The following is a 21,700-nucleotide window of genomic DNA, read 5'->3' as shown; positions in this document are numbered from 1 at the left end:
GCGCGGGCGGGACGCGCCCTCTAGCATCGATACGCACCCTTCCGTCCGAGACCTCGAGGCACGATGACCACCACCGACAACGGCCGCACCACTTCTCCCGTGCGCGCCGCGCTCGTCGCCCTGCTGAACGTCGTCCGCGGCGGACTCATCGGCCTTGCCGAACTCATCCCCGGCGTTTCGGGCGGGACCATCGCGCTCATCACGGGCGTGTACGAGCGGCTGATCGAATCGGCCGACCACGTCGTGGTGGCCTTCAAACGTCTGCTGTTCGGCCCGGACCGTCGTTCCGGCTTCGTCCAGGGCATCCGCCGTGTGGATTGGGTGCTGGTCGTGCCGGTGCTGGTCGGGATGGCGGCGATGGTGCTCTCCCTCGCCGGAATCGTCGAGTCGCTCGTGACCGAGAACGTCGAAGCGTCGCGCGGGTTGTTCTTCGGGTTGGTCGCGGCGAGCATCTTCGTACCGCTGCAGCTGATCCCCCGTGCGCGACGCACGCCCGGCGCGCGTGTGGGCGGCGTGGTGCTGTTCGTCGCCGCGGCCGCCGTCGCCTTCCTCGCCATCGACGTCGCCGGCGGGTCGTTCGAAGCTGACCCGCCGCTCATCGTCGTCTTCCTCGCCGCGGCGGTCGCTGTCTGCGCCCTCGTGGTGCCGGGCGTCTCCGGATCGTTCTTCCTGCTCGCGATCGGCCTGTACACGCCCACTCTGCGCGCCGTCGACGAGCGCGACCTGGGATACCTGTCCGTTTTCGCCCTCGGCGCGCTCGTGGGACTGGTGACGATCGTCCGCGTGATCACGTGGCTTCTGCACCACCACCGGCGCCTGACCCTCATCGCGATGGCCGGCCTCATGCTCGGTTCGCTCCGCGCGCTGTGGCCGTGGCAGGAGCTGCCGGTGGGGGAGGACCACGGCATCGGCGCGCTCACGGCACCCTACGAGCCGATCGTCCTGCCGATCGTGCTCGCCGTCGTCGGCGCGGCGATCGTCCTCAGCCTGGTCGCGGTCGAACGCTTCTTCTCCCGGCGCGCGGCCGCCCCCGCGGGTGGCGCGGACGGGACGACGGGCGCCGTCGGGGAGCCCTCCGCCGAGACCACCGGACAGACCCGATCCAGCCGACGCTCAGCCCGTCCATAGAAGTCCCCCACGTACACTGGGCGGGTGCCCGCCGAACGCCTTCATCTCGTGCGCCATGGGGAGGTCCACAACCCCCGAGGCGTGCTGTACGGACGACTGCCCGGTTACGGACTGAGCTCCGCCGGACGCGACATGGCCCGCGCCGCCGCGGAGTGGGTGCAGGCATCGGGGCGCGAGGTGGGTTCGCTCACCTGTTCTCCGCTGCAGCGCACACGAGAGTCGTCGGAACCGTTCACCGACCTCTTCGGCGTCGACCCCCGAATCGATGAGCGGGTGATCGAGCCGACGAACGTGTTCGAGGGGCGCCGGATGAAGATCGCCCTCATCAACCCGTTCAACTGGCGTCACCTGCGCAAGCCCGCGATCCCCAGTTGGGGGGAACCGTACGCCGAAGTCATCGTGCGGATGAACGCCGCGATGACCGACGCGTGGAAGCGCACCGACTCCGCCGACGCGGTGATCGTCTCCCACCAGTTGCCGATCTGGGTGACCCACCTCGCCGTGGCCGGGGAGCCCTCGCAGCACGACCCCCGTCGCCGTCGCTGCGCCCTGTCGAGCGTGACCTCCTTCGAGATGCGCGACGGACTGTGGACCGAGGTCTCGTACGCCGAACCGGCGCAGACCTCCGACGCCGTGGATGTGGGCGCCGTATGAGCTCCCGCCCGTTCCGCGCGTCACCCCTCGGCCGTGTCGCCGCCGCGCTCACCGTCGCCGTCGTCGGAGGCGTGCTCGCCGGATGCGCGAACGATGATCCGCTCGCCGAGCAGTACCGTGCGGGCGACGACAAGGGCTTCATCGCCGCCGACGGGCTGCGCGTCGTGGAGATCCCGGCCGACGAGCGCGGCGAGCCGGTCGCGTTCTCGGGTGAACTCGACACCGGCGGCACCGTCAGCGACACCGATTTCGACGACGAGGTGCTCGTCGTGAACTTCTGGTACGCCGCCTGCGGCCCGTGCCGAGCCGAGGCGCCGGCGCTGGAAGAGGCGTACACCTCCTTCGAGGGTGAGGACGTGGCGTTCCTGGGCATCAACACGACCGACTCGGCCGGAACGGCGCTCGCGTTCGCCGAGACCTACAAGATCACCTACCCGAGTGTGCTCGCGTCGGTCACCCCGGAGGTCAAACTCGCCTTCGCCGAGGCGACGCCCATCAGCGCCACCCCCACGACCCTCGTCCTGGACACCGAGGGCCGCGTCGCGGCGCGCATCATCGGACAGCTGCAGGACGCCTCTGTGCTCGAGACGCTCGTGAGCGACGCGCTCGCGGAGTCCTCGTGACCGAACTCGTCTTCGGCGGAGCCATGTGGCTCGCCGTCCCGGTCGCCGTGCTGGCGGGCCTGGTGTCCTTCCTCTCCCCGTGCGTGCTGCCCCTCGTGCCGGGCTACCTCGGGTTCCTCGGCGGGGCCGCGGCCCCTCGCCGCCCCGCACCTCCGTCGACACGACAGGAGATCCGGGGGAAGGCGGACACGACCGCGGGATCCTCGGCCGCTCCGGTCGAGGTTTCTCCTGTCGAGGCGACACCGCGAAGCCGACTGCTGCTGGGTGTGATGCTCTTCATCGCGGGGTTCACCGTGGTGTTCATGGCCGTCACCATCCTCGGCGGAACCCTCGGCCGGTTCTTCCTGCAATATGCGGACCCGATCACCCGCGTCCTGGGGGTCGTGGTCATCCTGCTCGGCCTCGTCTTCATCGGCGTCTTCGGTTTCGCCCAACGCACCGTGCATCCGCAGGTGCGCGGCAACCTGGGCCTCATCGGCGCACCCCTGCTCGGATTGGCGATGGGCGTCGGGTGGACGCCGTGCATCGGACCGACCCTCGCCGCGATCATCTCGGTCTCCTGGAACCTGGGCGACCCGGTACGGGCCGGCATCCTCGGGTTGGCGTACTCGCTGGGACTCGGGCTGCCCTTCCTTCTGCTCGCGCTCGGTTTCGGCTGGGCGACCCGCTCGGTCGCGTTCCTGCGCCGCCACATCCGCACCGTCAACATCATCGGGGGCGCGCTCCTGGTCGCCCTCGGCGTGCTGATGGTCTCCGGGGTGTGGACCTCTCTCATGACCCGACTCCAGGGGGTGCTCGTCAATGTCCCGCTCCCGCTCTGAGCCGACGTCCGAGGGGGAGGGGACCCTCCGCCCCGACGACTACGCCGGCACCCCCGGTGGCGAATCCGACGCGGTGCAGCCCGCGCTGGGCGTGACGGGTTGGTTGCGGTGGGGATGGCGGCAGCTGACGTCCATGCGCACCGCGCTGGTCCTGCTGCTCCTGCTCGCGATCGCCGCCGTGCCGGGTTCGCTCGTGCCCCAGCGCAGCGCCGACCCCAACGGCGTGACCCAGTACTACGCCGACAACCCCGATCTCGCACCGATCCTCGACGACCTCAGCATGTTCGACGTGTATACGTCGCCGTGGTTCTCGGCGATCTACATCCTGCTGTTCGTCTCGCTGATCGGCTGCGTGATCCCGCGCACCAAGCATCACGCGAAGGCGCTGCGCGCACAGCCGCCGAGGACGCCCGCGCGACTGGCCCGGCTGGACGACCACCGCTCGGCGCGGCTGCAGGTCGCAGCGGAGGTCGACCCCGCCGCGGCCGCGGAGGAGGCGGTCTCCCTCGCCGGGGAGCAGCTGCGTCGCGCGGGCTACCGCGTGGCGCGGTACGACGCGGGTGGACGACTGTCGGTCTCCGCCGAGCGCGGGTACGCCCGCGAGACCGGCAACCTGGTCTTCCACGGCGCGCTCGTCGGCGTGCTGATCGCGGTCGGGGTCGGGGGAGGCTTCACCTACACGGGGCAGAGCGTGATCGTCGAAGGCGACACGTTCGTCAACACCATGCTGGACTACGCCTCGTTCAACCCGGGGCGGTTCGTCGACACCGACGAACTGACCCCCTACGCACTCACCCTGGATGAGTTCGAGGTGACCTACGAACCGGCCGGGTCGAACGCGGCGGGGCAGGCCGGGGACTTCTCGGCGAACCTCACGATCCGAAACGGCGATGAGGTCACCGAGGAGTCGGTGCGCGTGAACCACCCCGTCGACATCGACGGTGACCGGGTGTACCTCATGGGCAACGGGTACGCCCCGACGATCACCGTGCGAGACGCCGACGGCGACGTCGTCTTCTCCGAGTCGGTGCCCTTCCTGCCGCAGGACACGAACATGACCTCCCTCGGGGTGATCAAGGTCCCCGACGGGCTTCCGGACCAGCTCGGGATGACCGCGTTCTTCTACCCGACGCAATTCGAGTTGGCCTCCGGGGCCTTCACCTCGGCCTACCCCGCGCTGGTGAACCCGGTCGTCACGATCAACGTCTACGCCGGTGACCTCGGCATCGACGACGGCACGCCCCGCTCGGTGTACACGCTCGACCCGACCGACATGACCCAGCTCGCCGGACGGGGTGTCGACGAGCCCGCTCTCGAGCTGGCGCCCGGCGACACCGCCGAGCTCCCCGACGGACTGGGCACGGTCACCTTCGAGAACGAGACTCCGGCCGGCGTCGACGGATACGAGCAGTCGGTGAAGCGCTTCGTCTCGCTCTCGATCCATCGCGACGTCGGGGCGCCGTGGGTGCTCGCCTTCGCCGTGCTGGCGACCCTGGGGCTGCTGGCGGGGCTGTTCGTCCCCCGACGGCGGATGTGGGTGACCGCGACCGCGCGGGACGGCGCCGTCGAGCTCGAGTACGCCGGTCTTGCGCGGGGTGAGGATCCCACGCTGACGGCCGCGGTCGACAAGCTCGCCCGGACGCACGAGGCGGCGCTACGCCCACGCCTGTCCGCCCAGGAGTCAAGCTCGACCCTGCCTGCCTCCGACACACCGAAAGTAGACTGACGCCATGTCCGACACCGCCCTCACGCTCGACGACGTCTCGGTGCTCTTGGTCTGGACGGCCATCGCGGTGTACGCGCTCGCGTTCATCGCCTACGCGATCGATCTGGCGAGCCGTTCGGCGCTGGCCGTCGAGGCGAAGGACGCCCGCGCACGCGAGCGCGAACTGGTCGCGGCCGGTGGAGAGAGCCTCGCCGACGTGAGGGCCCGGGAGGAGCGTGCCGGGGCCGAGATCGGGATGGCACCCGGCAAGCGGCCCCGCCTGGTGTGGGCCCGCATCGGCACCTCGCTGACCGTGCTGGCGTTCCTGTTCCACCTCGGGGCCACTGTGCTGCGGGGCATCGCCGCCGAACGCGTGCCGTGGTCGAACATGTACGAGTTCGCGATGACCGGCCTCCTCTTGGTCGTGGCGGTCTACCTGGCCGCTCTCGTCAAATACGACCTGCGCTTCCTGGGGACTTTCATCACCGGCCTGGCGGTCGTGCTGCTCGGCGGCGCGACGCTGTCGTTCTACGTCGAGGTCGTCCCGCTGATGGATCCGCTGAAGTCGGTGTGGCTGGTCATCCACGTGTTCGTCGCCTCGCTCGCGACCGCGCTGTTCGCCCTCGCCTTCGGCCTGTCGATCGTGCAGCTGTTGCAGGCGCGTCGCGAGCGCAAGGTCGCCGAGGCGCAGGAGGGGCGGCTCGTGAAGACCGGGCCGGGGTTCCTCCGCACCCTTCCGAGCGCGGAGGCGCTGGAGTCCCTCGCCTACCGGTTCGCGATCATCGGCTTCATCTTCTGGACCTTCACGCTCATCGCCGGTGCCATCTGGGCCAACGACGCATGGGGGCGCTACTGGGGCTTCGACACCAAGGAAGTGTGGACCTTCGTCATCTGGGTGCTCTACGCGGGGTACATCCACGCGCGTGCGACGCGCGGATGGCGCGGCACCCGCTCGGCGTGGCTGTCGATCATCGGCTTCGTCGCGGTGCTGTTCAACTTCACGATCGTGAACATGTTCTTCCAGGGCCTCCACGCCTACAGCGGCCTGTCCTGACGTCCTCGCACGAGAAGACCCCCGGGCCGATCCGGCCCCGGGGGTCTTCTGTGTCGAGCGTCAGTAGGTCATGACGATGCGGCCGTCGATCTGGCCCCGTTCCATCCGGTCGAAGATGTCGTTGATGTCATCGAGCGACTCGGTGGCGACCGTCGGGTGGATCTCGCCGCGGGCGAAGAGGTCGAGGGCTTCGACCATGTCCTGACGTGTGCCGACGATCGAACCGCGGATCGTGATGCCCCGCAGGACGATGTCGAAGATGTCGGCGGGGAAATCGCCCGGGGGCAGCCCCACGAAAACGATCGTCGCTCCGCGCCGCACGACGCCCAGAGCCTGTCCGAACGCCTTCGGGTGCACCGCGGTGACGAGCACCCCGTGGGCACCGCCGGTGTGCTCCTGCACGGCAGCGGCGACATCGTCCGTGGTCGCGTTCACGGTCACCTCGGCGCCGTGCCGGCGCGCGAGGTCGAGTTTGGCGTCGTCGATGTCGACCGCCGCGACGCGCATGCCCATCGCCCGTGCGTACTGCACCGCGATGTGGCCGAGCCCGCCGATCCCCGAGATGACGACCCACTGTCCGGGCTTGACCTCGGTCATCTTCAGGCCCTTGTAGACGGTGACGCCGGCGCACAGGATCGGCGCGACTTCGACCGGGTCGACTCCCTCGGGGATGCGGGCGGCGAAGCGTTCGTCGACGAGCATGTACTCGCCGAAGCTGCCGTCGACCGAGTACCCGGCGTTCTTCTGCTGCTCGCACAGGGTCTCCCACCCGGTGCGGCAGTACTCGCACGTGCCGCAGGCGGTCCACAGCCAGGCATTGCCGACACGGTCGCCCATGCTGAGCGAGGTGACCCCGTCACCGAGGGCGACCACGGTGCCGTAGCCCTCGTGCCCGGGGATGAGGTCGGCTTTCGGGGCCACCGGCCAGTCCCCGCGTACCGCGTGCAGATCGGTGTGGCACACACCGGTGGTGATGAGCTTGACGAGGACCTCCCCCGGGCCGGGAGTGGGGATCGGACGTTCGGTGATGCTGAGCGGCTGATCGGGTGCGGTCACGACGGCCGCGCGCATGGTGCCGGTGGGGACCTCGACGTTCACCGCAGGGGCACCGGGGCTGAGGGTTGTCATCAGGATTCCTTCCGATCTCGGCGGTTCCGAATTCCGCCTCGTGATCGCGAATCTACTCCCCGGGACGTTGCATTCCGTTGCGCCTGGAACCGCTCCCGCAGGGCGCTTCGGCGCTCCCTCCGGCGGGCGCTGCGGGAACGCGTCGGGCGGGCCCTCGGCGCGGGTTCGGTGGGCGATGGACCTTGCTCTCCGCCCACGAGTCGACCTCCGGTGACCCGTGGGCGCGGTGGTGCGGTCTACGCGGGTGTTGCGGTGGCGACCGCGGGTGCGGAGGCGGAGCGGTGTCGGGCGACGGCGATCACGGTGGCGAGCACCGAGAGGGCGGCCCAGACCGACAGGCCGACCAGGGCCGCACCGACGCTTCCCTGGCCGGTCAAGGCGGCGACCATGCCGTTGTAGGCGGGAGCGGTCGGCATGGCGGCCGCCAGCGATCCGAGCCAGCCGGGGACCGTCGAGACGATGCCCGCCGCGACGGTGAGCACGGCCACGAGCGCCGCGATCCATCGTCCTGCACCACCGAACACGGCCACCAGTGCCTGGTTCACCGCGGCGAACGCGACTCCCGCGACGACGCACATCCCGGCGAAGACAGACCACTCGCCGAGATCGTAGCCCGCCGCCACCTGGACGACCCCGGCGACCAGCAGCCCCTGCGCCGCGCCGATCGCCGCCCCCGGGGCGAGGGCGCGAACGGCCAACAGCGCCGAGGCCGATCGGGAGGTCAGGGCGTGGGCGGTGACCGCCTGGAGGGCGACGAAGGTGCCGAGGCCGCCGATCCACAGTGCCAGTGCGGCGAGCAGCGGGATGGCCGTGGCGCCGAACAGGTCGGTTCCGATGCCGTCGGCTTCCACGGGGTCGGCGACGACACTCGCCAGCGTCTGGGCCTCGTCGTCGGTGTAGGTGGGGATCTCGTCGACGGCGGACTGCAGCCCGGCGGCGAGTTCGCCGGCGCCCTCGGCGGTCTGCTGAGAACCGGACACCAACTCGGTGCCCCCGTCTGCGGCGGCCTGTGCACCGGCTGCCACCTGCTGCATCCCGTCGGCGAGCTGCGCGGCGCCGGTGGCCGCCTCCGCGGCGCCGGTGCCGAGCGCAGCCGTGCCCCCGGCGATATCGCGGACCCCGGTGGCGGCTTCGGTCGCGCCCCCGGCGATCCCGTCGATGCCGGCGGCGATCTCGTCGGCACCGGCTGCGGAGGCCTCCAAGGCGGCCGTCAGCTGCGGTCCGGCGTCCTGGAACTGCGCGAGGCCGGCGGCGATCTCATCCGAGTCGTCGAGGATCTCGGTGATCGTCGGCAGCGCGGCGTTCGCCTCGTCGGCCAGGACGATGATCTCGGTGCAGATCTGACCCGTGTCACCGGTTGCGCGGCACTGGTCGGCGAGGGCCGTCAGTGCCGCCGCGGACCCGGTGACGACCTGTTCGATCTCGCCGCTGTTCGCGGCCACGCGGTCGGCGGCGTCGATGACGCCCTGCGGGATCGTGGGGATCTGGGCGGTGAGGTCGGCGAGGGAGGACAGTCCGCCGGCGAGGTCGGAGGCGCCCGTGGACAGGGCGGCAGCGCCCCCGGCGAGCTCGTCGATCCCGTCGGCGGCCTCATAGCCGCCCGCGGACAGGGCGGATGCTCCGGAGGCGATCTCGCCGATGCCCGGCGCGAGGGCCGCGGCGCCGGTGGCCAGCGGCTGCGTGCCGGAGGCGAGCTCGTCGATGCCGTCGACGTACTGAGACGTTCCCTCGGTGAGCTGGTCGGCGCCGTCGGCGAGTTCATCGGCGCCGTCGGCCGCCTCGCCGAGCTGGTCGCCCAGCGTGGTGAAACCGAGGAACACGTTCTCGAGATAGACCTCCGACAGCTCCTGGCCCATGACCGATGCGGCGGCGGAGGTGATCTGCGCGGTGATGGCGTCGTCGACGACGAGGTTGTCGGGCGCCGTGGTGACCTCGATCACGGCTCGTTCGGGGTCGTCGCCGGTCGTGGAGGTCGCGGCGGCCGAGAAGTTCGAGGGGATCGTGACGACGGCCGTGTAGGTGCCGTCGGCCAGTCCCGAAGCGGCGTCGTCGTCGTTCGTGATGGTCCAGTCGAGGTTGCTCGGCAACTCGTCGGAGCCCTCGACGAGGCCGGCTGTGAGCTGGCGACCCAGCGGCACGAGCTGGTCGTCGATGGTCACCGGATCGTCGTCGTTCACGATCGCCGCCGTGACGCCGTCGAGGCGTTCGGCGGGGTCGTAGAAGGCCGCGACCAGGATCGCGCCGATGACCACGGGAAGCAGAAGGGCGCCGATCACGGTCAGCCAGGTCACGGGGCGCCGGGTGCGCGCGCGTTCGATCGGAAGGGTCATGCGTTCACCTCGGATGCGGTGGTGCGGGTCGGGTGGGCGCTCAGGCTCAGGGCCTGGACGCCCGGACGGTGGGCGTCGGAGAGCACCGCGAGGACGGGCCCTTCCGTGCGCGCGGTCGCCACGACGGTGAGGGGACCGGATGGGGCGGCACCGCGTGCGGCGTCGCGGAGGAGTGCTGCGGCCTGGTCGCGCCCGGCGCGGTCGAGCAGGTCCAGGCCGTCGACGACGACGAGCCGCGTGCCGCGAACCGCCGAGCGCAGGGCCTCGAGCGGCTGGTCGGCGTCGCCGAGGAGTGCGAGACCGACGTGTGCGCGCACCCAGGCGGCGCGTCCGGGCAACAGGTGCCCGGCGACGCGGAGTCGCCCGCCGGACGGTGTCAGCCGTCCGGCGATCGTCAGGGCGAAGGCCCGCGCGGCCGCGGCGTCGCCGGTGACCAGCAGCGTGTCACCCGCTTCGGCGCGGAATGTCGCACCGCCGAACAGGACGCCGGTGTCGGTGCGAACCTCGAGGTCCTCGGCGACGGCGACCGCGGTCGTGTCCGGTTCCGGCCACGAGGCCAGCGCCCGCTCGCGCTCGACGGCTTCTCCTTCGATGTCGAAGTGGGGGAGGATGCGGTCCAGCCACCGGGGGATCCACCACGCCTTGTCCCCGAGGAGGGCCATGACCGCCGGGACGAGGGTCATCCGCACCAGGAACGCGTCGACGGCGATGCCGACGGCCAGCCCCAGCGCGATCGGCTTGATCGAGGAGTCGCCTTCGGGCACGAACGCCGCGAACACGGCGAACATGATCACCGCGGCGGCGGTGACCACACGTGCCGACGAGACGAATCCGGTGCGCACGGCGCCGACGGCCGTGAGTCGGGCGGCTCGACCCCGGCGGGCACGACGGGCGTGGACGTAGTCTTCGCGCATCCGCGAGACCAGGAAGACCTGATAGTCCATCGCCAGGCCGAACAGCACGCCCATGAGGATGATGGGCATGAAGCTGATGACGGGCCCGACCCGTGTGACGTGCAGCGCGTCGGCGAACCAGCCCCACTCGAATACGGCCGCGACGACGCCGAAGGCCGCGGCGACCGACAGCAGGTAGCCGGCGGCCGCCTTCAGCGGAACCCAGATCGAGCGGAACACGATCGTCAGGAGGATCAGCGACAGGCCGACCACGAAGATCCCGAACGGGATCAGCGCCGCGCCCAACCGGTCGCTGATGTCGATGCCGACCGCGGTGAATCCGGTGACCTTGAGGTCGACCCCGTACTCGTCGAGCCACTCGTCGTGGTGGGAGCGCAGCTCGCGCACCAGGTCGGCCGTCTCGGGGGCGTCGGGCGCGGTGGTCGGGACGACCTGGATGAGCCCGGTGTCGGCGGTCTCGTTGGGGGTGGCGACGGCGATCTCCTTGACCCCGGGGACCTCGGCGATCTCGTCGGCCAGATCGTCCATGAGTCCGACCGGGTCGGTGGAGGTGACGATGGTGCCGGTGAGGATGAGGGGACCGTTCTCGCCCGGTCCGAAGTACTCGGCGGTGAGGTCGTACGTCTGGCGCGCCTCACTCGAGGTCGGCTGCGTGCCGGCGTTGGGGAGGGCCAGCGTGAGGCTCGCGGCCGGGATCGCCATGGTGCCCAGGGTCGCGACGACGGCGACGGTCGTGATGACGGGGTGCCTGGTCACGAGGCGCACCCACCGTTCGGCGAACCCGCGGTGCGGTGCGCGGCGGACGCGGCGCGCGCGGCGAGGCCAGCCCACGACCCGCCCTTTCGCGAAGCCGAGCAGCGCGGGGGTGAGGGTGAGGGCCACGAGGACGGCGATCGCGACGGCGACGGACGCGGCGACGCCCATGGTGGTCAGGAACGGGATGTTCGCGAACGACAGCCCGATGAGGGCGATGAGGACCGTGACCCCGGCGAAGACGACCGCCGAGCCGGCGGTGCCGGTCGCGCGGGCTGCGGATTCCTCCACGGCCATCCCCTCGCGCACCTGGTCCTGGTGGCGCGCGACGATGAACAGTGCGTAGTCGATGCCGACCGCGAGGCCGAGCATCACGGCGAGCATGGGCGTCGTCGATGAGACGGTCGCGAAGGCGGTGGCGACGTAAATGAGGGCGACCGACAGTGAGACTCCGATGAGTGCACTCACGAGGGGGAACCATGCGACCGCGATCGAGCGGAAGGTGATGATCAGGACGAACAGGGCGATGAGTACACCCACCGCCTCGACGGGGGAGAGTGCGGGGATCGAGGCGGAGAAGAGATCGCCGCCGAGCACGACCTCTGCTTCCTCGGGCAGCGCGGCGTCGAGGTCGTCGGCGACCTGCTGGAGCGCGGCGGTGGTCCCGCTCGGCAGGGTGCTGGGCTGGCCGTCGAGCTGGACGCGGATGATGGCGGCCCGGTCGTCGTCGGAGACGAGGCCGGAGACGTTCTCGTCGAACGGGTCGGTGACGGCGAGGACGCCGTCGAGTGCCTCGAAGTCCTCGATGGCGGCACCGACGGCGTCGGCGTACAGCGGGTCGGTCACGCGGGCATCGGCCGACCCCGTGGCCACGAACACCTGCGCGCTGGTGCCGCTGGCCTGGGGGAACGTGCGATCCAGCTGCTCGAGCCCCTCCTCGGCCTCCGTTCCGGGGATCGAGAAGGAGTTGTCGGTCCCCTTCATGAACGTGAGCGCGCCGACGGCGGTGACCACGAGCAGGAGGAGCCAGGCGACGAGCACGCGCCACGGGTGGCGGTACGACCAGCGGCCGAGGCTGAAGAGCAGAGTGGACACGCGTCCTCCGGGACGGTCGGGCGGAAATGGATACAGTTCTGTATCGGCGGCTCCGTCGTATCGTAATGAACTTCTCATGCGACTCCCTGGATGCCTCGTGTGAGAATCGGCGGGGAGGAAGCGCATGAGCGACACGGGGACCATCTCGCGCAGACGCGAGGCCACGCGCCAGAAGCTGCTGGACGCCGCGGCAGAGGTGTTCGCGGAGGTCGGCATGGATGCGGCGTCGGTCGAGACGATCTGCGACGCCGCCGGGTTCACGCGCGGCGCGTTCTACTCCAACTTCGCCTCGAAGGAAGAACTGTTCTTCGCCCTCGTCGGCCTCGTCGCAGACCGGAGGGTCCGCGGCGTCCGCGAGCGGGTCACCGCCCTCGAAGCCGAAGGGCGCCTCGACGTCACCCCCGGTAACGCCGTCGACATCGTCAACCACGTCCTGGGCCTCGCGCCGGACGACCGCTTCGGGGTCTTGTTGTTCAACGAGATCCGCATCCACGCGCTGCGCGACCCGGATCTGGCCGAGGCGTACCTCGAACAGGAGGCGGCGACCTGTGCGAGCGTCGCGCAGTTACTCGACGATGTGGCGTCTCAGAGCGGGGTGGGCTTCCGGCTCCCCACGCGCGATGTGGCTCGGATCCTGGTCACCTCGTGGGATTCCGCGGCCGTACGCGGGGTGATGGCCGGCCTGGGTGCGGAGGAGCTCGGGCGTCACATCGGCGACGAGCTGGGATCGATCGCGGCGGCGCTTCTGGTCAGCTGAGCCGCCGCTGGAGCATCTCGTGGCAGCGGGCGAGGCGGTCGGACCACCACCGCTGCCGCCCCTCCGGTGCCGCATGCTCGTCGAGGAGCGCCGCGTCGGGTGTGATCCGTCGCACGGCGATCTCGCCGCCGCGGGCCGTGAGGGGGTTCGAGGTCACGTCCGCGGCCAGCAGGGAAGCCGTGCCCAGCCCGCAGTCGAACGTCAGCTGCGGCAGGCTCGCGGCGAGCGAGGCCCCCATGCCGAGGCCGATCGAGGTGTCCAGTGCGCTGGAGACCACGGCGGGCACCCCGGCGTCGGCGACGATCGACAGTGCGCGTCGGACGCCGCCGAGCGGCTGGACTTTCACCACGACGAGGTCCGCCGCTCCGGCGGCGACCACCGCGATCGGGTCCTCCGCTTTCCGCACGCTCTCGTCGGCGGCGATCGGGATACCGAGGTACCGGATGCGGCGGCGGAGTTCGGCGAGCTCGTCGACCAGCGCGCAGGGCTGCTCGACGTACTCGAGATCGAACTCGGCGAGGGCGTGCACCGCGTGTTCGGCCTCGTCGAGGTTCCAGCCGCCGTTGGCGTCGACGCGGATGCGCCCCTCGGGGCCCATCGCCTCGCGGACGGCCCGCACCCGGGACACGTCGTCGGCGAGTACCTGTCCGCGCTCGGCGACCTTCACTTTGGCGGTACGGCAGCCGTCGAAGCGGGCGAGGATCCCCCGGACCTCTGCGGGGGCCACCGCCGGGACGGTGGCGTTGACGGGTATGCTCCCGCGCACCGCGGGCGGCTGCGGCCGCCACGCGAAGTCGAGGGCGGCGTCGAGCCAGGTCGCGGCCTCCGCGTCGACGTACTCGAGGAACGGGGAGAACTCCGCCCACCCCTCCGGGCCCTCGAAGAGAACCGCTTCGCGGGTCTGCACGCCCCGGAAGCGGGTGGTCAGTGGCAGGGAGACGACTCGAGCCGTGGCCAGGACGTCATCGAGTGTCGGGAGGGGCGTGATCGACATGCCCTCATCCTGCCCCGCCTGCAGCGGTGCGGCCATAGGCTGACCCCATGCTCCTCGACACACCGGTTCGCCTCGGCGTCCAGCTGCGGCCTCAGCACGTCCAGTACTCCGACCTTCGCGAGGCGGTCCTCCGGCTGGAGGAGATGGGCGTGGACATCCTCTTCAACTGGGATCACTTCTTCCCGCTGTTCGGGGAACCCGACGGTCTGCACTTCGAGTCCTGGACGATGCTCGGGGCCTGGGCGGAGCAGACCGAGCGGGTCGAATTCGGCGCCCTCGTCAACTGCAACAGCTACCGCAATGCCGACCTGCAGGCCGACATGGCCCGCACACTCGATCACATCAGTGCGAAGCACGGCGTGGGCCGGTTCATCTTCGGCACCGGCTCGGGATGGTTCGAGCGCGATTACGACGAGTACGGCTACGAGTTCGGCACGGCCGGGAGCCGTCTGAACGATCTCGAAGGCGGTCTCGAGAAGGTCACCGCCCGCTGGGACCGGCTGAATCCGCAGCCCACCCGCCGCATCCCGATCATGATCGGCGGCAAGGGCGAGCAGAAGACGCTCCGATTCGTCGCGCGGCACGCGAACATCTGGCATAGCTTCGTCGCCCCCGACGAGCTGCCCCACAAGCTGTCGGTGATCGAGCGGTGGGCCGGGACCGAAGAACGCGACACCGGTGACCTCGTCGTCTCCAACGAGCTCGCCAGACGCGACGAGAGTGTCGCAGACGCCCTTTACGACGCCGGCACCCGCCTGTTCACGTTGGGGCTGGACGGCCCGGAGTGGGATTACGAGCTCGTCCGCGGCTGGCTGCGGTGGCGTGACGCGAAGAACGCCTGACCGGCCCGCCGCGACGCTCGCGGCAGGACTGCGGATCCCGCCGCAGGGGTTCTACGCTTGAGGCATGGTCTCCGAGCTGTTCGACGCCGCGGAATGGACGCCGGCACCCGGCGCCGAGGCGTACACCGACATCACCGCGCATCTGTCCACAGACGGACGTATCGCGCGGATCGCCTTCGACCGGCCCGAGGTCCGAAACGCCTTCCGGCCCCACACCGTGGACGAGCTCTACCGTGCGCTCGACGACGTGCGTCAGGACCCGAAGGTCGGCGTCGTGCTGCTCACCGGCAACGGGCCGAGCCCGCGGGACGGCGGCTGGGCGTTCTGCTCCGGCGGTGACCAGCGCATCCGGGGCCGTGACGGGTACACCTACGCCGCGGACGACGCGACCACACCCGACCCGGCCCGCGCCGGTCGACTGCACATCCTGGAGGTGCAGCGTCTGATCCGGTTCATGCCGAAGGTCGTCATCGCGGTCGTGCCGGGGTGGGCGGCCGGCGGAGGCCATTCGCTCCACGTCGTGTGCGACATGAGCATCGCCAGCGCCGAGCACGGTCGCTTCAAGCAGACCGACGCCGACGTGGGCTCCTTCGACGCCGGATACGGGTCGGCCTACTTCGCGCGGCAGATCGGGCAGAAATTCGCCCGGGAGGTGTTCTTCCTCGCCGAAGAGTATTCCGCGCAGCGCGCCTACGAGATGGGGGCGGTCAACCGTGTCGTGCCGCACGAGCAGCTCGAGCGCGAAGCCGTTGCGATGGCGCGCACGATCCTGACGAAGTCGCCCACCGCGATCCGCATGCTGAAATTCGCCTTCAACGCCGTCGACGACGGCATGGTCGGTCAGCAGGTGTTCGCCGGCGAGGCCACACGCCTGGCCTACGGCACCGACGAGGCCGTCGAAGGTCGCGACGCGTTCCTGCAGAAGCGCGACCCGGACTGGTCGCCCCACCCCTGGCACTACTGAACGTCGCCGTGGACCTCCGAGCACTGACCGGTGACGACCCGCGCGACGTGTTGCGGGCGCTGCGCGGCGCGCTGCACGGGGCGGGCCCCGCGCTGGCGATCGGGATGGTCGGGACCGCCCCGGCCCAGGTGCCCGCCGGTACGGCGGTGGTCGTGACCACTTCGGGGTCGACCGGAGTGCCCAAGAGCGTGGTGCTCAGTCGCGACGCGCTCATCTCCAGCGCCATGGCCACCGCCGACCGCGTCGGCTCCGGGGCGTGGCTCCTCGCGCTACCGACCTCCTATGTCGCCGGTCTGCAGGTTCTCGTGCGGGCGCTGGTCGCCGATCGCGAGCCGGCGATCCTCGCCGGCCGGTTCACCCCCGAGGCGTTCGCCGCGGCGGCGACGATGATGGCCTCGAGTCGTGGCGGCGAACGCGTCCCCACGTACACCTCGCTCGTGCCCGCGCAGCTGACCAGACTGCTGGACGCCGCCGAGACCGACACCACGGTGCGTGCTGCCGTGCGCTCGTTCGAGACGATCCTCGTCGGAGGGCAGGCCCTCGCAGTGGCCACGCTCGAGCGCGCCCAGGCCCTCGGAGCGCGCGTGGTCCGCACGTACGGGTCGACCGAGACCAGCGGCGGATGCGTGTACGACGGCCGCGCGCTGCGCGGGGTGAGCGTGCGCGTGTCGGACGGCGAAGTGCAGATCGCCGGCCCCACCCTCGCCGACGGCTACCTCGGCGAGGATGATCGCACCGCCGCGGCGTTCACGATCGACCCGGACGGGACCCGGTGGTACCGCACCGGTGATGCCGGACTGATCGAGGGCGACCTGTTGCGGATCCGCGGCCGCATCGACAACGTCATCATCTCCGGCGGCATCAACGTCTCGCTCGACCGGGTGGAGCGGGCTGTGCGGACGGTGCCGGGGCTGGCCTCGGCGGTCGTGGTCGGCATCGACGACCCTCGGTGGGGTGAGGTGCCGGTGGTCGTCGCCCCACGCGGCGAGGCCTTGCGGCGCAGCGAGTCGGTGCAATTCGACGAAGCGCGGCAGGCCGTCGCCGACGAGGTCGGTCGCCACGCCCGCCCCGCGCGGCTGGTGCTGGTCGACGAACTGCCCACCCTCCCGTCGGGTAAGCCCGACCGCGAGTCGATCCGCGCGGGGGTCGCCGCTCTCCACTGAGGGGTGACCGGCGGAGGGGACGGCCGAAGGGTCACCACCGGCCTCGGTGCCCGCATCGGCGACGCGGCCTAGGATGGCTCCTCGTGGCAGGCACCTCGAGCAAGAAGCGCAAGAAGTCGTCCTCCGGCGTCACGCGGTCGCGGGGCAACCCGGCCGCGGCGGCAGGCCGTTCTCCGCGTGCGGTCGTCCCGGTGACGTGGCGCGACTGGGTGGGCGCGGCGCGGCTGCGCACCCTGCCGCTGGCCGTGACACCCGTCCTGATCGGCACCGGGGCGGCGTTGGTGGTCGTCGACCGGTTCCACGGGATGATCGCACTGGCCTGCCTCGCCGTGGCGGTCTTCCTGCAGATCGGCGTGAACTTCGCCAACGATTACAGTGACGGCATCCGCGGTACGGACGATCATCGCGTGGGGCCTGCGCGGCTCACGGCGTCACGTCGCGTGCCGGCGCGACGCGTGCTCGGCGTGGCGCTCGGCTTCTTCGCGCTCGCCGCGGTCGCGGGCCTCGCGATCGTGATCCGGACCGAGCAGTGGTGGATGCTGGCCGTGGGCGCCGTCGCGATCGCCGCGGCATGGTTCTACACCGGTGGCAAGCGGCCCTACGGCTACTACGGCCTGGGTGAACTGTTCGTGTTCGTGTTCTTCGGACTGGTCGCCACCCTCGGCACGACGTGGGTGCAGGCGTTCTCGCTTCCGCAGGAGGCCTGGTTCGGCGCGGTCGCGGCCGGACTGTTGGCGTGCGCGGTCCTGTTGGCGAACAACCTCCGCGACATCGATCAGGACCGCGTCGCCGGAAAGCGCACCCTGACGGTGCTCATCGGCCGACGGTGGACGCAGGTGCTCTTCACGGTGTTCGTGCTCGTCCCGTTCGCGATCGCGGCGTTCCTCGCGCTGTTCTACCCGATCGCGTGGTTGACGCTGCTGGCTCTGCTGGCGGGCCTTCCCGCGATCATCATCGTCTGGAGCTACCGCGAGGCGCGAGAGCTCGTCGTCGCCCTCGCGCTGACGTCGCTGACGTCGGTGGGCTACGGCGCGCTCTTGTGCTGGGCGTTCGTCGGCTGACCCCGCCCGTCAGCGCGGGCCCTCCTCCGCGCGCCGTGCGTCGGCCTCTGCGCCGGGAGATCCCGGGCCCTCCTCTGCGGCGATGACGCCTTCGCCGTAGACGGCGTCGGCCGCGGCGTCCTCCGCGGCCACGTCGTGCCGGCCTTCGCGGCCGCGGCGCCGCTCGGCCAGGCCCGTCGTCACATCGTCCAACGGTCGCCTCAAGAACAGCAGGGACAGGCTGAGACCGATGAGTGCGGCGAACAGGGCGGCGAGCCAGTACAGGTCCTGGAACACCGGGAACAGCATCAGGATGCCGAAGGGCACCAGGAACGCCAGCAGGCGCAGCACCGTGTACACGAGGGCGGAACGGGCTTTCACCCCTCCATCGTAGGTGCGTCCTCTCGGCGTCCCGTCGGCGCGGACGGCGCTCACGGGTCACTGTCAGGTCACGGCGAACCCCGCCCCGCGCGCTCCCGCCTAGGATGGAGGGCGTGACAAGGGTGCTGTTGATCGTGGCCCTGATCGCCGTGGCGTTCTGGGTCTTCACGATCGTCGACTGCGCGGTGCAGCCGAAGACGCGACACCGCGGGGTGAGCAAGCCGCTGTGGTTGGTCATCGTGACCGCCATCCCCGTGTTGGGTGGTCTGCTCTGGCTCATCGTCGGCCGCCGCCCCCGTCCCGCACCGATCACCCCGGTCGCGCCCGACGACGATCCCCAGTTCACGGGGGCGTTCGGATCGATCCGCGACCAGGACGAGCGCATCCGCCGCCTGGAGGAGGAACTGGCGATGCTCGACGCGGAGTCCGACTGGGATCCGCCGCTGCCCGACGCCGCCGACGCTGCGGCGCCGCACGAGGTCTCCGCCTCCGACACGCCCTCCTCCGAGGAGCCGGTGTCGGGCGAGCAGGCCGCCGATGACCAGACACCGGGAACCCGGCCCGACGACGACGAACGTGGTCACCGCGGCGCCGTCGGCTGACATGTCGGACGTCAGCGGCGACGAGGTCGCCCCCGAGGTCCACGCCGCGCCGGCGACCGACGCGGCCGCGGCGCTTCTCGCCGCCCTGGTCGGTCGAGGGGTCGACCACCTCGTGCTCAGTCCCGGCTCCCGATCCCAGTCCCTCGCCCTGATCGCCGCCGAGCTCGAACGTCGCGGTCACCTCCAGTTGCACGTGCGGATCGACGAGCGCGTCGCCGGGTTCACCGCCCTCGGCCTCGCCCGCGAGTCGGGGATGCCCGCCGCGGTCGTGTGCACCTCCGGAACCGCCGTCGCCAACCTCATGCCCGCCGTCCTGGAAGCACACCACGCCGGCGTGCCGATGATCCTGCTCACCGCCGACCGGCCCCCCGAACTGCGCGGGGTGGGTGCCAATCAGACCACGAGACAGCCCGGCATGTTCTCCTCGGCGAGTCGCTACGACGCCGACCTCGCGGTGCCGGATGTGACCGATCCAGCCGGTGTCTCGGAGCAGACGACGACGCTGCGCCGCGTCGCGCACGACGCGTTCGATGCGGCACTCGGCGTGGGGCAGTGGGCGCCCGGCCCCGTGCATCTGAACCTGCCGTATCGCGAGCCGCTCAGCGGCGTCGTCCCCGCCTGGCTGGATGCCGCCCTCTCGGACGGAGCGCACAGCGCGGGCGTAGCCGCATCCGACGACGACCCGGCGGAAGGGGCCATGTCCGGTGCGCTCTACCAAGGCGGTGGCGGCATCGGCACCGCAGACATCGCCGCCGCACCCGCAGATCTGCCGACGGCGCTGCCGCGGGGACCGCGGACGGTCGTGATCGCCGGTGCCGACGCGGGCCCGGCCGCCGAGGCACTCGCCCACGAGGGGCGCTGGCCCCTCATCGCCGAGATCGTCAGCGGATCCCGCTACGGCAGGCATGTCGTGCACGGCTACCGCGACCTTCTGCGCCGGGCCGAGCTGGGTGGACGCATCGAACGGGCCGTCGTGTTCGGACACCCGACGCTCAGCCGCGAGGTCACCGCCGTGCTGTCCGATCCCTCGGTCGAGGTCATCGCCCTGCGGGGGCCCGGCGAGCCGCTCGGACTCAACGGTGCGACCCGGTCGGCGGACGCCGTCGCCGTCACGCCCGTCGGCGGGAGCCCCGAGATCGCCGAGGCGGAGCACGCATGGCTCGGGGCGTGGATGCGCGCCTCCCGCGCGGCGGCTGTGGACCTCTCCGCCCCGGCGCCCGATGTCGACGGACTCGCCTCGGCCGTTCCGCGTGAACGCCTCGGCGCGATCTCCGCCGAACTCGGGGCGATGCGGGCGCCGCTGGATCGCGAGCTGCTCGTCGATGCGGTGTGGCGCGCGACCTGGCCGCACGACCGTCTCGTGTTCGGCTCGTCGCGACTCGTTCGGGTGGCCGACGCCGTCCTCGGCGGCAAGAAGGTCCCCGTCCATGCGAACCGGGGCCTGGCCGGCATCGACGGCACCATCGCGACGGCCACCGGCATCGCCCTCGCACGTCACCATGCCGGGGCCCCGGGCGTCACCCGCGTGCTGCTCGGCGACCTCGCGCTGCTCCACGACGTCGGCGCCCTGCTGTCGGCACCCGGCGAGGAGGAGCCGCGCATCCAGATCATCGTCGGAAATGACGGCGGGGGAACCATCTTCGACGGGCTGGAGGTGGCCGGCACGGCCGACCCGGCGTCGGTCGACCGCGTCCTGTACACCCCGCACCGGGTCGACCTCGCACAACTCGCGGCCGCGTACGGGTGGGAGTACACCCGTGCGACCACGCGCTCGGAGCTCGACCAGGCGCTCACCGCCGGGGGCGCCGCCCGGCAGGTGATCGAGGTGCCGTTGCCCCGCTGAGGGGGTGACCTCACCCGGAGGATCCGACATGATGTGGGGATGACCGCGAAGAGCCAGAGGCACTGGGACGGCGAAGTCGGTGACCTCCTCCGCGTCGACGAGGGCTTCCACCTCGCCGACTGCGACCCCGCATCCACCCCCGGTTATCTCAAGGGGAAGAAGGCCGGCGCCGAGGACCTCGCCTCGGGCGTCGACGAATTGAGCGACCTGCAGGAGCGTCTGTTCGCACGCAGCCGGGTGGACCGCACCGACGCGTCGGTTCTGCTGGTGCTGCAGGCGATGGACTCGGCCGGCAAGGGTGGCATCGTGCGGCATGTGGTGGGCTCGGTGGACCCCCAGGGCATCGCGCTCACGGCGTTCAAGAAGCCGACCGCGGAGGAGCTCGAGCATGACTTCCTCTGGCGGATCGACAAGCGCCTTCCCGAACCGGGCATCATCGGCGTGTTCGATCGGTCGCACTACGAGGACGTCCTGATCGGCAAGGTGCGCCGGCTCGCCCCCGCCGAGGAGATCGAGCGCCGCTACGACGCGATCAACGACTTCGAAAAGCGCGTCGTCGACAGTGGCACGCGCCTGGTCAAGGTCATGCTCCACATCTCGGCCGACGAGCAGAAAGAGCGCTTGATGGAACGGCTCGACCGCCCCGACAAGCACTGGAAGTTCAATCCGGGTGACGTGGACGAGCGCATGCTGTGGCCGCAGTACCAGGAGGCATACCAGGCGGTGTTCGACCGCACCTCGACCGACCACGCACCGTGGTACGTCGTTCCCGCCGACCGCAAGTGGTACGCGCGGTTGGCCGTGCAGCACCTCCTGCTGGTCGCGCTGGAGGACATCGATCCGCAATGGCCCCGGGCGACGTTCGACGTCGAGGAACAGCGGGCGAGGCTCGCCGCGACCTGAGCGGTG

At 71.0% G+C, this 21,700-nt stretch carries 19 protein-coding genes; 14 read left to right on the top strand and 5 right to left on the bottom strand.

Annotation, left to right across the window (positions count from 1 at the left end; genetic code table 11):
* The first annotated feature begins 63 nt into the window (after positions 1-63).
* Genes ABD204_RS01390 through ccsB form a run of 6 tightly spaced genes read left to right on the top strand, consistent with a single transcriptional unit; the run spans position 64 to position 5,985 of the window.
* Complete coding sequence (locus ABD204_RS01390) at positions 64-1,128, top strand: DUF368 domain-containing protein (RefSeq protein ID WP_194422938.1); 1,065 nt, start codon at positions 64-66, stop codon at positions 1,126-1,128.
* Between the two features lie 24 nt (positions 1,129-1,152).
* Positions 1,153-1,782, top strand: coding sequence for a histidine phosphatase family protein (locus ABD204_RS01385; protein ID WP_194422937.1), 630 nt, complete (start codon positions 1,153-1,155; stop codon positions 1,780-1,782).
* Entirely contained in the window at positions 1,779-2,405 is a 627-nt protein-coding gene (locus ABD204_RS01380; protein WP_194422936.1) for a TlpA family protein disulfide reductase, read from the top strand. Before ABD204_RS01385 ends, ABD204_RS01380 begins: the two co-directional genes overlap by 4 nt.
* A 23-nt stretch (positions 2,406-2,428) precedes the next feature.
* On the top strand, positions 2,429-3,226 hold the full coding sequence (locus ABD204_RS01375; RefSeq protein WP_194424167.1) for a cytochrome c biogenesis CcdA family protein: 798 nt from the start codon (positions 2,429-2,431) through the stop codon (positions 3,224-3,226).
* Positions 3,207-4,952, top strand: a complete 1,746-nt coding sequence (resB, locus tag ABD204_RS01370; protein ID WP_194422935.1) for a cytochrome c biogenesis protein ResB — start codon at positions 3,207-3,209, stop codon at positions 4,950-4,952. The genes ABD204_RS01375 and resB overlap by 20 nt, the downstream gene beginning before the upstream one ends.
* Positions 4,953-4,956: 4 nt before the next feature.
* A complete protein-coding gene (ccsB, locus tag ABD204_RS01365) occupies positions 4,957-5,985 on the top strand; it encodes a c-type cytochrome biogenesis protein CcsB (protein WP_194422934.1) in 1,029 nt (342 codons plus the stop codon).
* Positions 5,986-6,045: 60 nt separating this feature from the next.
* Here the strand turns inward: ccsB and adhP are convergent, their stop codons facing one another.
* From adhP to ABD204_RS01350, 3 genes are all read right to left on the bottom strand, one after another.
* Complete coding sequence (gene adhP / locus ABD204_RS01360) at positions 6,046-7,056, bottom strand: alcohol dehydrogenase AdhP (protein WP_194424166.1); 1,011 nt, start codon at positions 7,054-7,056, stop codon at positions 6,046-6,048.
* Positions 7,057-7,349: 293 nt separating this feature from the next.
* Entirely contained in the window at positions 7,350-9,443 is a 2,094-nt protein-coding gene (locus ABD204_RS01355) for a YhgE/Pip domain-containing protein (protein WP_194422933.1), read from the bottom strand.
* The gene (locus tag ABD204_RS01350) at positions 9,440-12,205 is read right to left on the bottom strand and encodes an MMPL family transporter (RefSeq protein ID WP_194422932.1); all 2,766 of its coding nucleotides are present in this window, start codon (positions 12,203-12,205) and stop codon (positions 9,440-9,442) included. The genes ABD204_RS01355 and ABD204_RS01350 overlap by 4 nt, the downstream gene beginning before the upstream one ends.
* 124 nt (positions 12,206-12,329) lie before the next feature.
* Between ABD204_RS01350 and ABD204_RS01345 the strand changes: the two genes are divergently transcribed.
* The gene (locus ABD204_RS01345; protein WP_194422931.1) at positions 12,330-12,962 is read left to right on the top strand and encodes a TetR/AcrR family transcriptional regulator; all 633 of its coding nucleotides are present in this window, start codon (positions 12,330-12,332) and stop codon (positions 12,960-12,962) included.
* Here ABD204_RS01345 and ABD204_RS01340 read toward each other — a convergent pair.
* Positions 12,955-13,956 carry an o-succinylbenzoate synthase gene (locus ABD204_RS01340; protein WP_194422930.1) on the bottom strand — a complete coding sequence of 334 codons (1,002 nt, stop codon included), beginning with the start codon at positions 13,954-13,956 and terminating at the stop codon, positions 12,955-12,957. The genes ABD204_RS01345 and ABD204_RS01340 overlap by 8 nt on opposite strands.
* Positions 13,957-14,003: 47 nt before the next feature.
* On the opposite strand from ABD204_RS01340, the gene ABD204_RS01335 reads away from it, so the two are divergent.
* From ABD204_RS01335 to ABD204_RS01320, 4 genes are all read left to right on the top strand, one after another.
* Complete coding sequence (locus tag ABD204_RS01335) at positions 14,004-14,798, top strand: LLM class F420-dependent oxidoreductase (RefSeq protein WP_194422929.1); 795 nt, start codon at positions 14,004-14,006, stop codon at positions 14,796-14,798.
* Between the two features lie 64 nt (positions 14,799-14,862).
* A complete protein-coding gene (locus ABD204_RS01330; RefSeq protein WP_194422928.1) occupies positions 14,863-15,762 on the top strand; it encodes a 1,4-dihydroxy-2-naphthoyl-CoA synthase in 900 nt (299 codons plus the stop codon).
* Between the two features lie 8 nt (positions 15,763-15,770).
* Positions 15,771-16,925 carry an AMP-binding protein gene (locus ABD204_RS01325; protein ID WP_322597652.1) on the top strand — a complete coding sequence of 385 codons (1,155 nt, stop codon included), beginning with the start codon at positions 15,771-15,773 and terminating at the stop codon, positions 16,923-16,925.
* Positions 16,926-17,008: 83 nt separating this feature from the next.
* The gene (locus ABD204_RS01320) at positions 17,009-17,986 is read left to right on the top strand and encodes a 1,4-dihydroxy-2-naphthoate polyprenyltransferase (protein ID WP_194422927.1); all 978 of its coding nucleotides are present in this window, start codon (positions 17,009-17,011) and stop codon (positions 17,984-17,986) included.
* Positions 17,987-17,995: 9 nt separating this feature from the next.
* On the opposite strand, the gene ABD204_RS01315 is transcribed toward ABD204_RS01320, so the two are convergent.
* A complete protein-coding gene (locus ABD204_RS01315) occupies positions 17,996-18,346 on the bottom strand; it encodes a DUF4229 domain-containing protein (RefSeq protein ID WP_194422926.1) in 351 nt (116 codons plus the stop codon).
* Between the two features lie 113 nt (positions 18,347-18,459).
* Between ABD204_RS01315 and ABD204_RS01310 the strand changes: the two genes are divergently transcribed.
* Genes ABD204_RS01310 through ABD204_RS01300 form a run of 3 tightly spaced genes read left to right on the top strand, consistent with a single transcriptional unit; the run spans position 18,460 to position 21,694 of the window.
* Positions 18,460-18,948: a PLD nuclease N-terminal domain-containing protein gene (locus ABD204_RS01310; protein ID WP_194422925.1), complete on the top strand. Its 489-nt coding sequence runs from the start codon at positions 18,460-18,462 to the stop codon at positions 18,946-18,948.
* A gap of 1 nt (position 18,949) precedes the next feature.
* Positions 18,950-20,791 (top strand): 2-succinyl-5-enolpyruvyl-6-hydroxy-3-cyclohexene-1-carboxylic-acid synthase, encoded by a 1,842-nt coding sequence (menD, locus tag ABD204_RS01305; protein WP_194424164.1) that lies wholly within the window; start codon positions 18,950-18,952, stop codon positions 20,789-20,791.
* A gap of 39 nt (positions 20,792-20,830) precedes the next feature.
* On the top strand, positions 20,831-21,694 hold the full coding sequence (locus ABD204_RS01300) for a polyphosphate kinase 2 family protein (protein WP_194422924.1): 864 nt from the start codon (positions 20,831-20,833) through the stop codon (positions 21,692-21,694).
* The last annotated feature ends 6 nt before the right edge of the window (positions 21,695-21,700 follow it).

This window comes from Microbacterium aquimaris, from assembly GCF_039531285.1.
Lineage (GTDB): Bacteria > Actinomycetota > Actinomycetes > Actinomycetales > Microbacteriaceae > Microbacterium > Microbacterium aquimaris.
The sequence above is the reverse complement of the archived record's forward strand: the minus strand, read 5'-3'. Positions and strand labels throughout refer to the sequence as shown.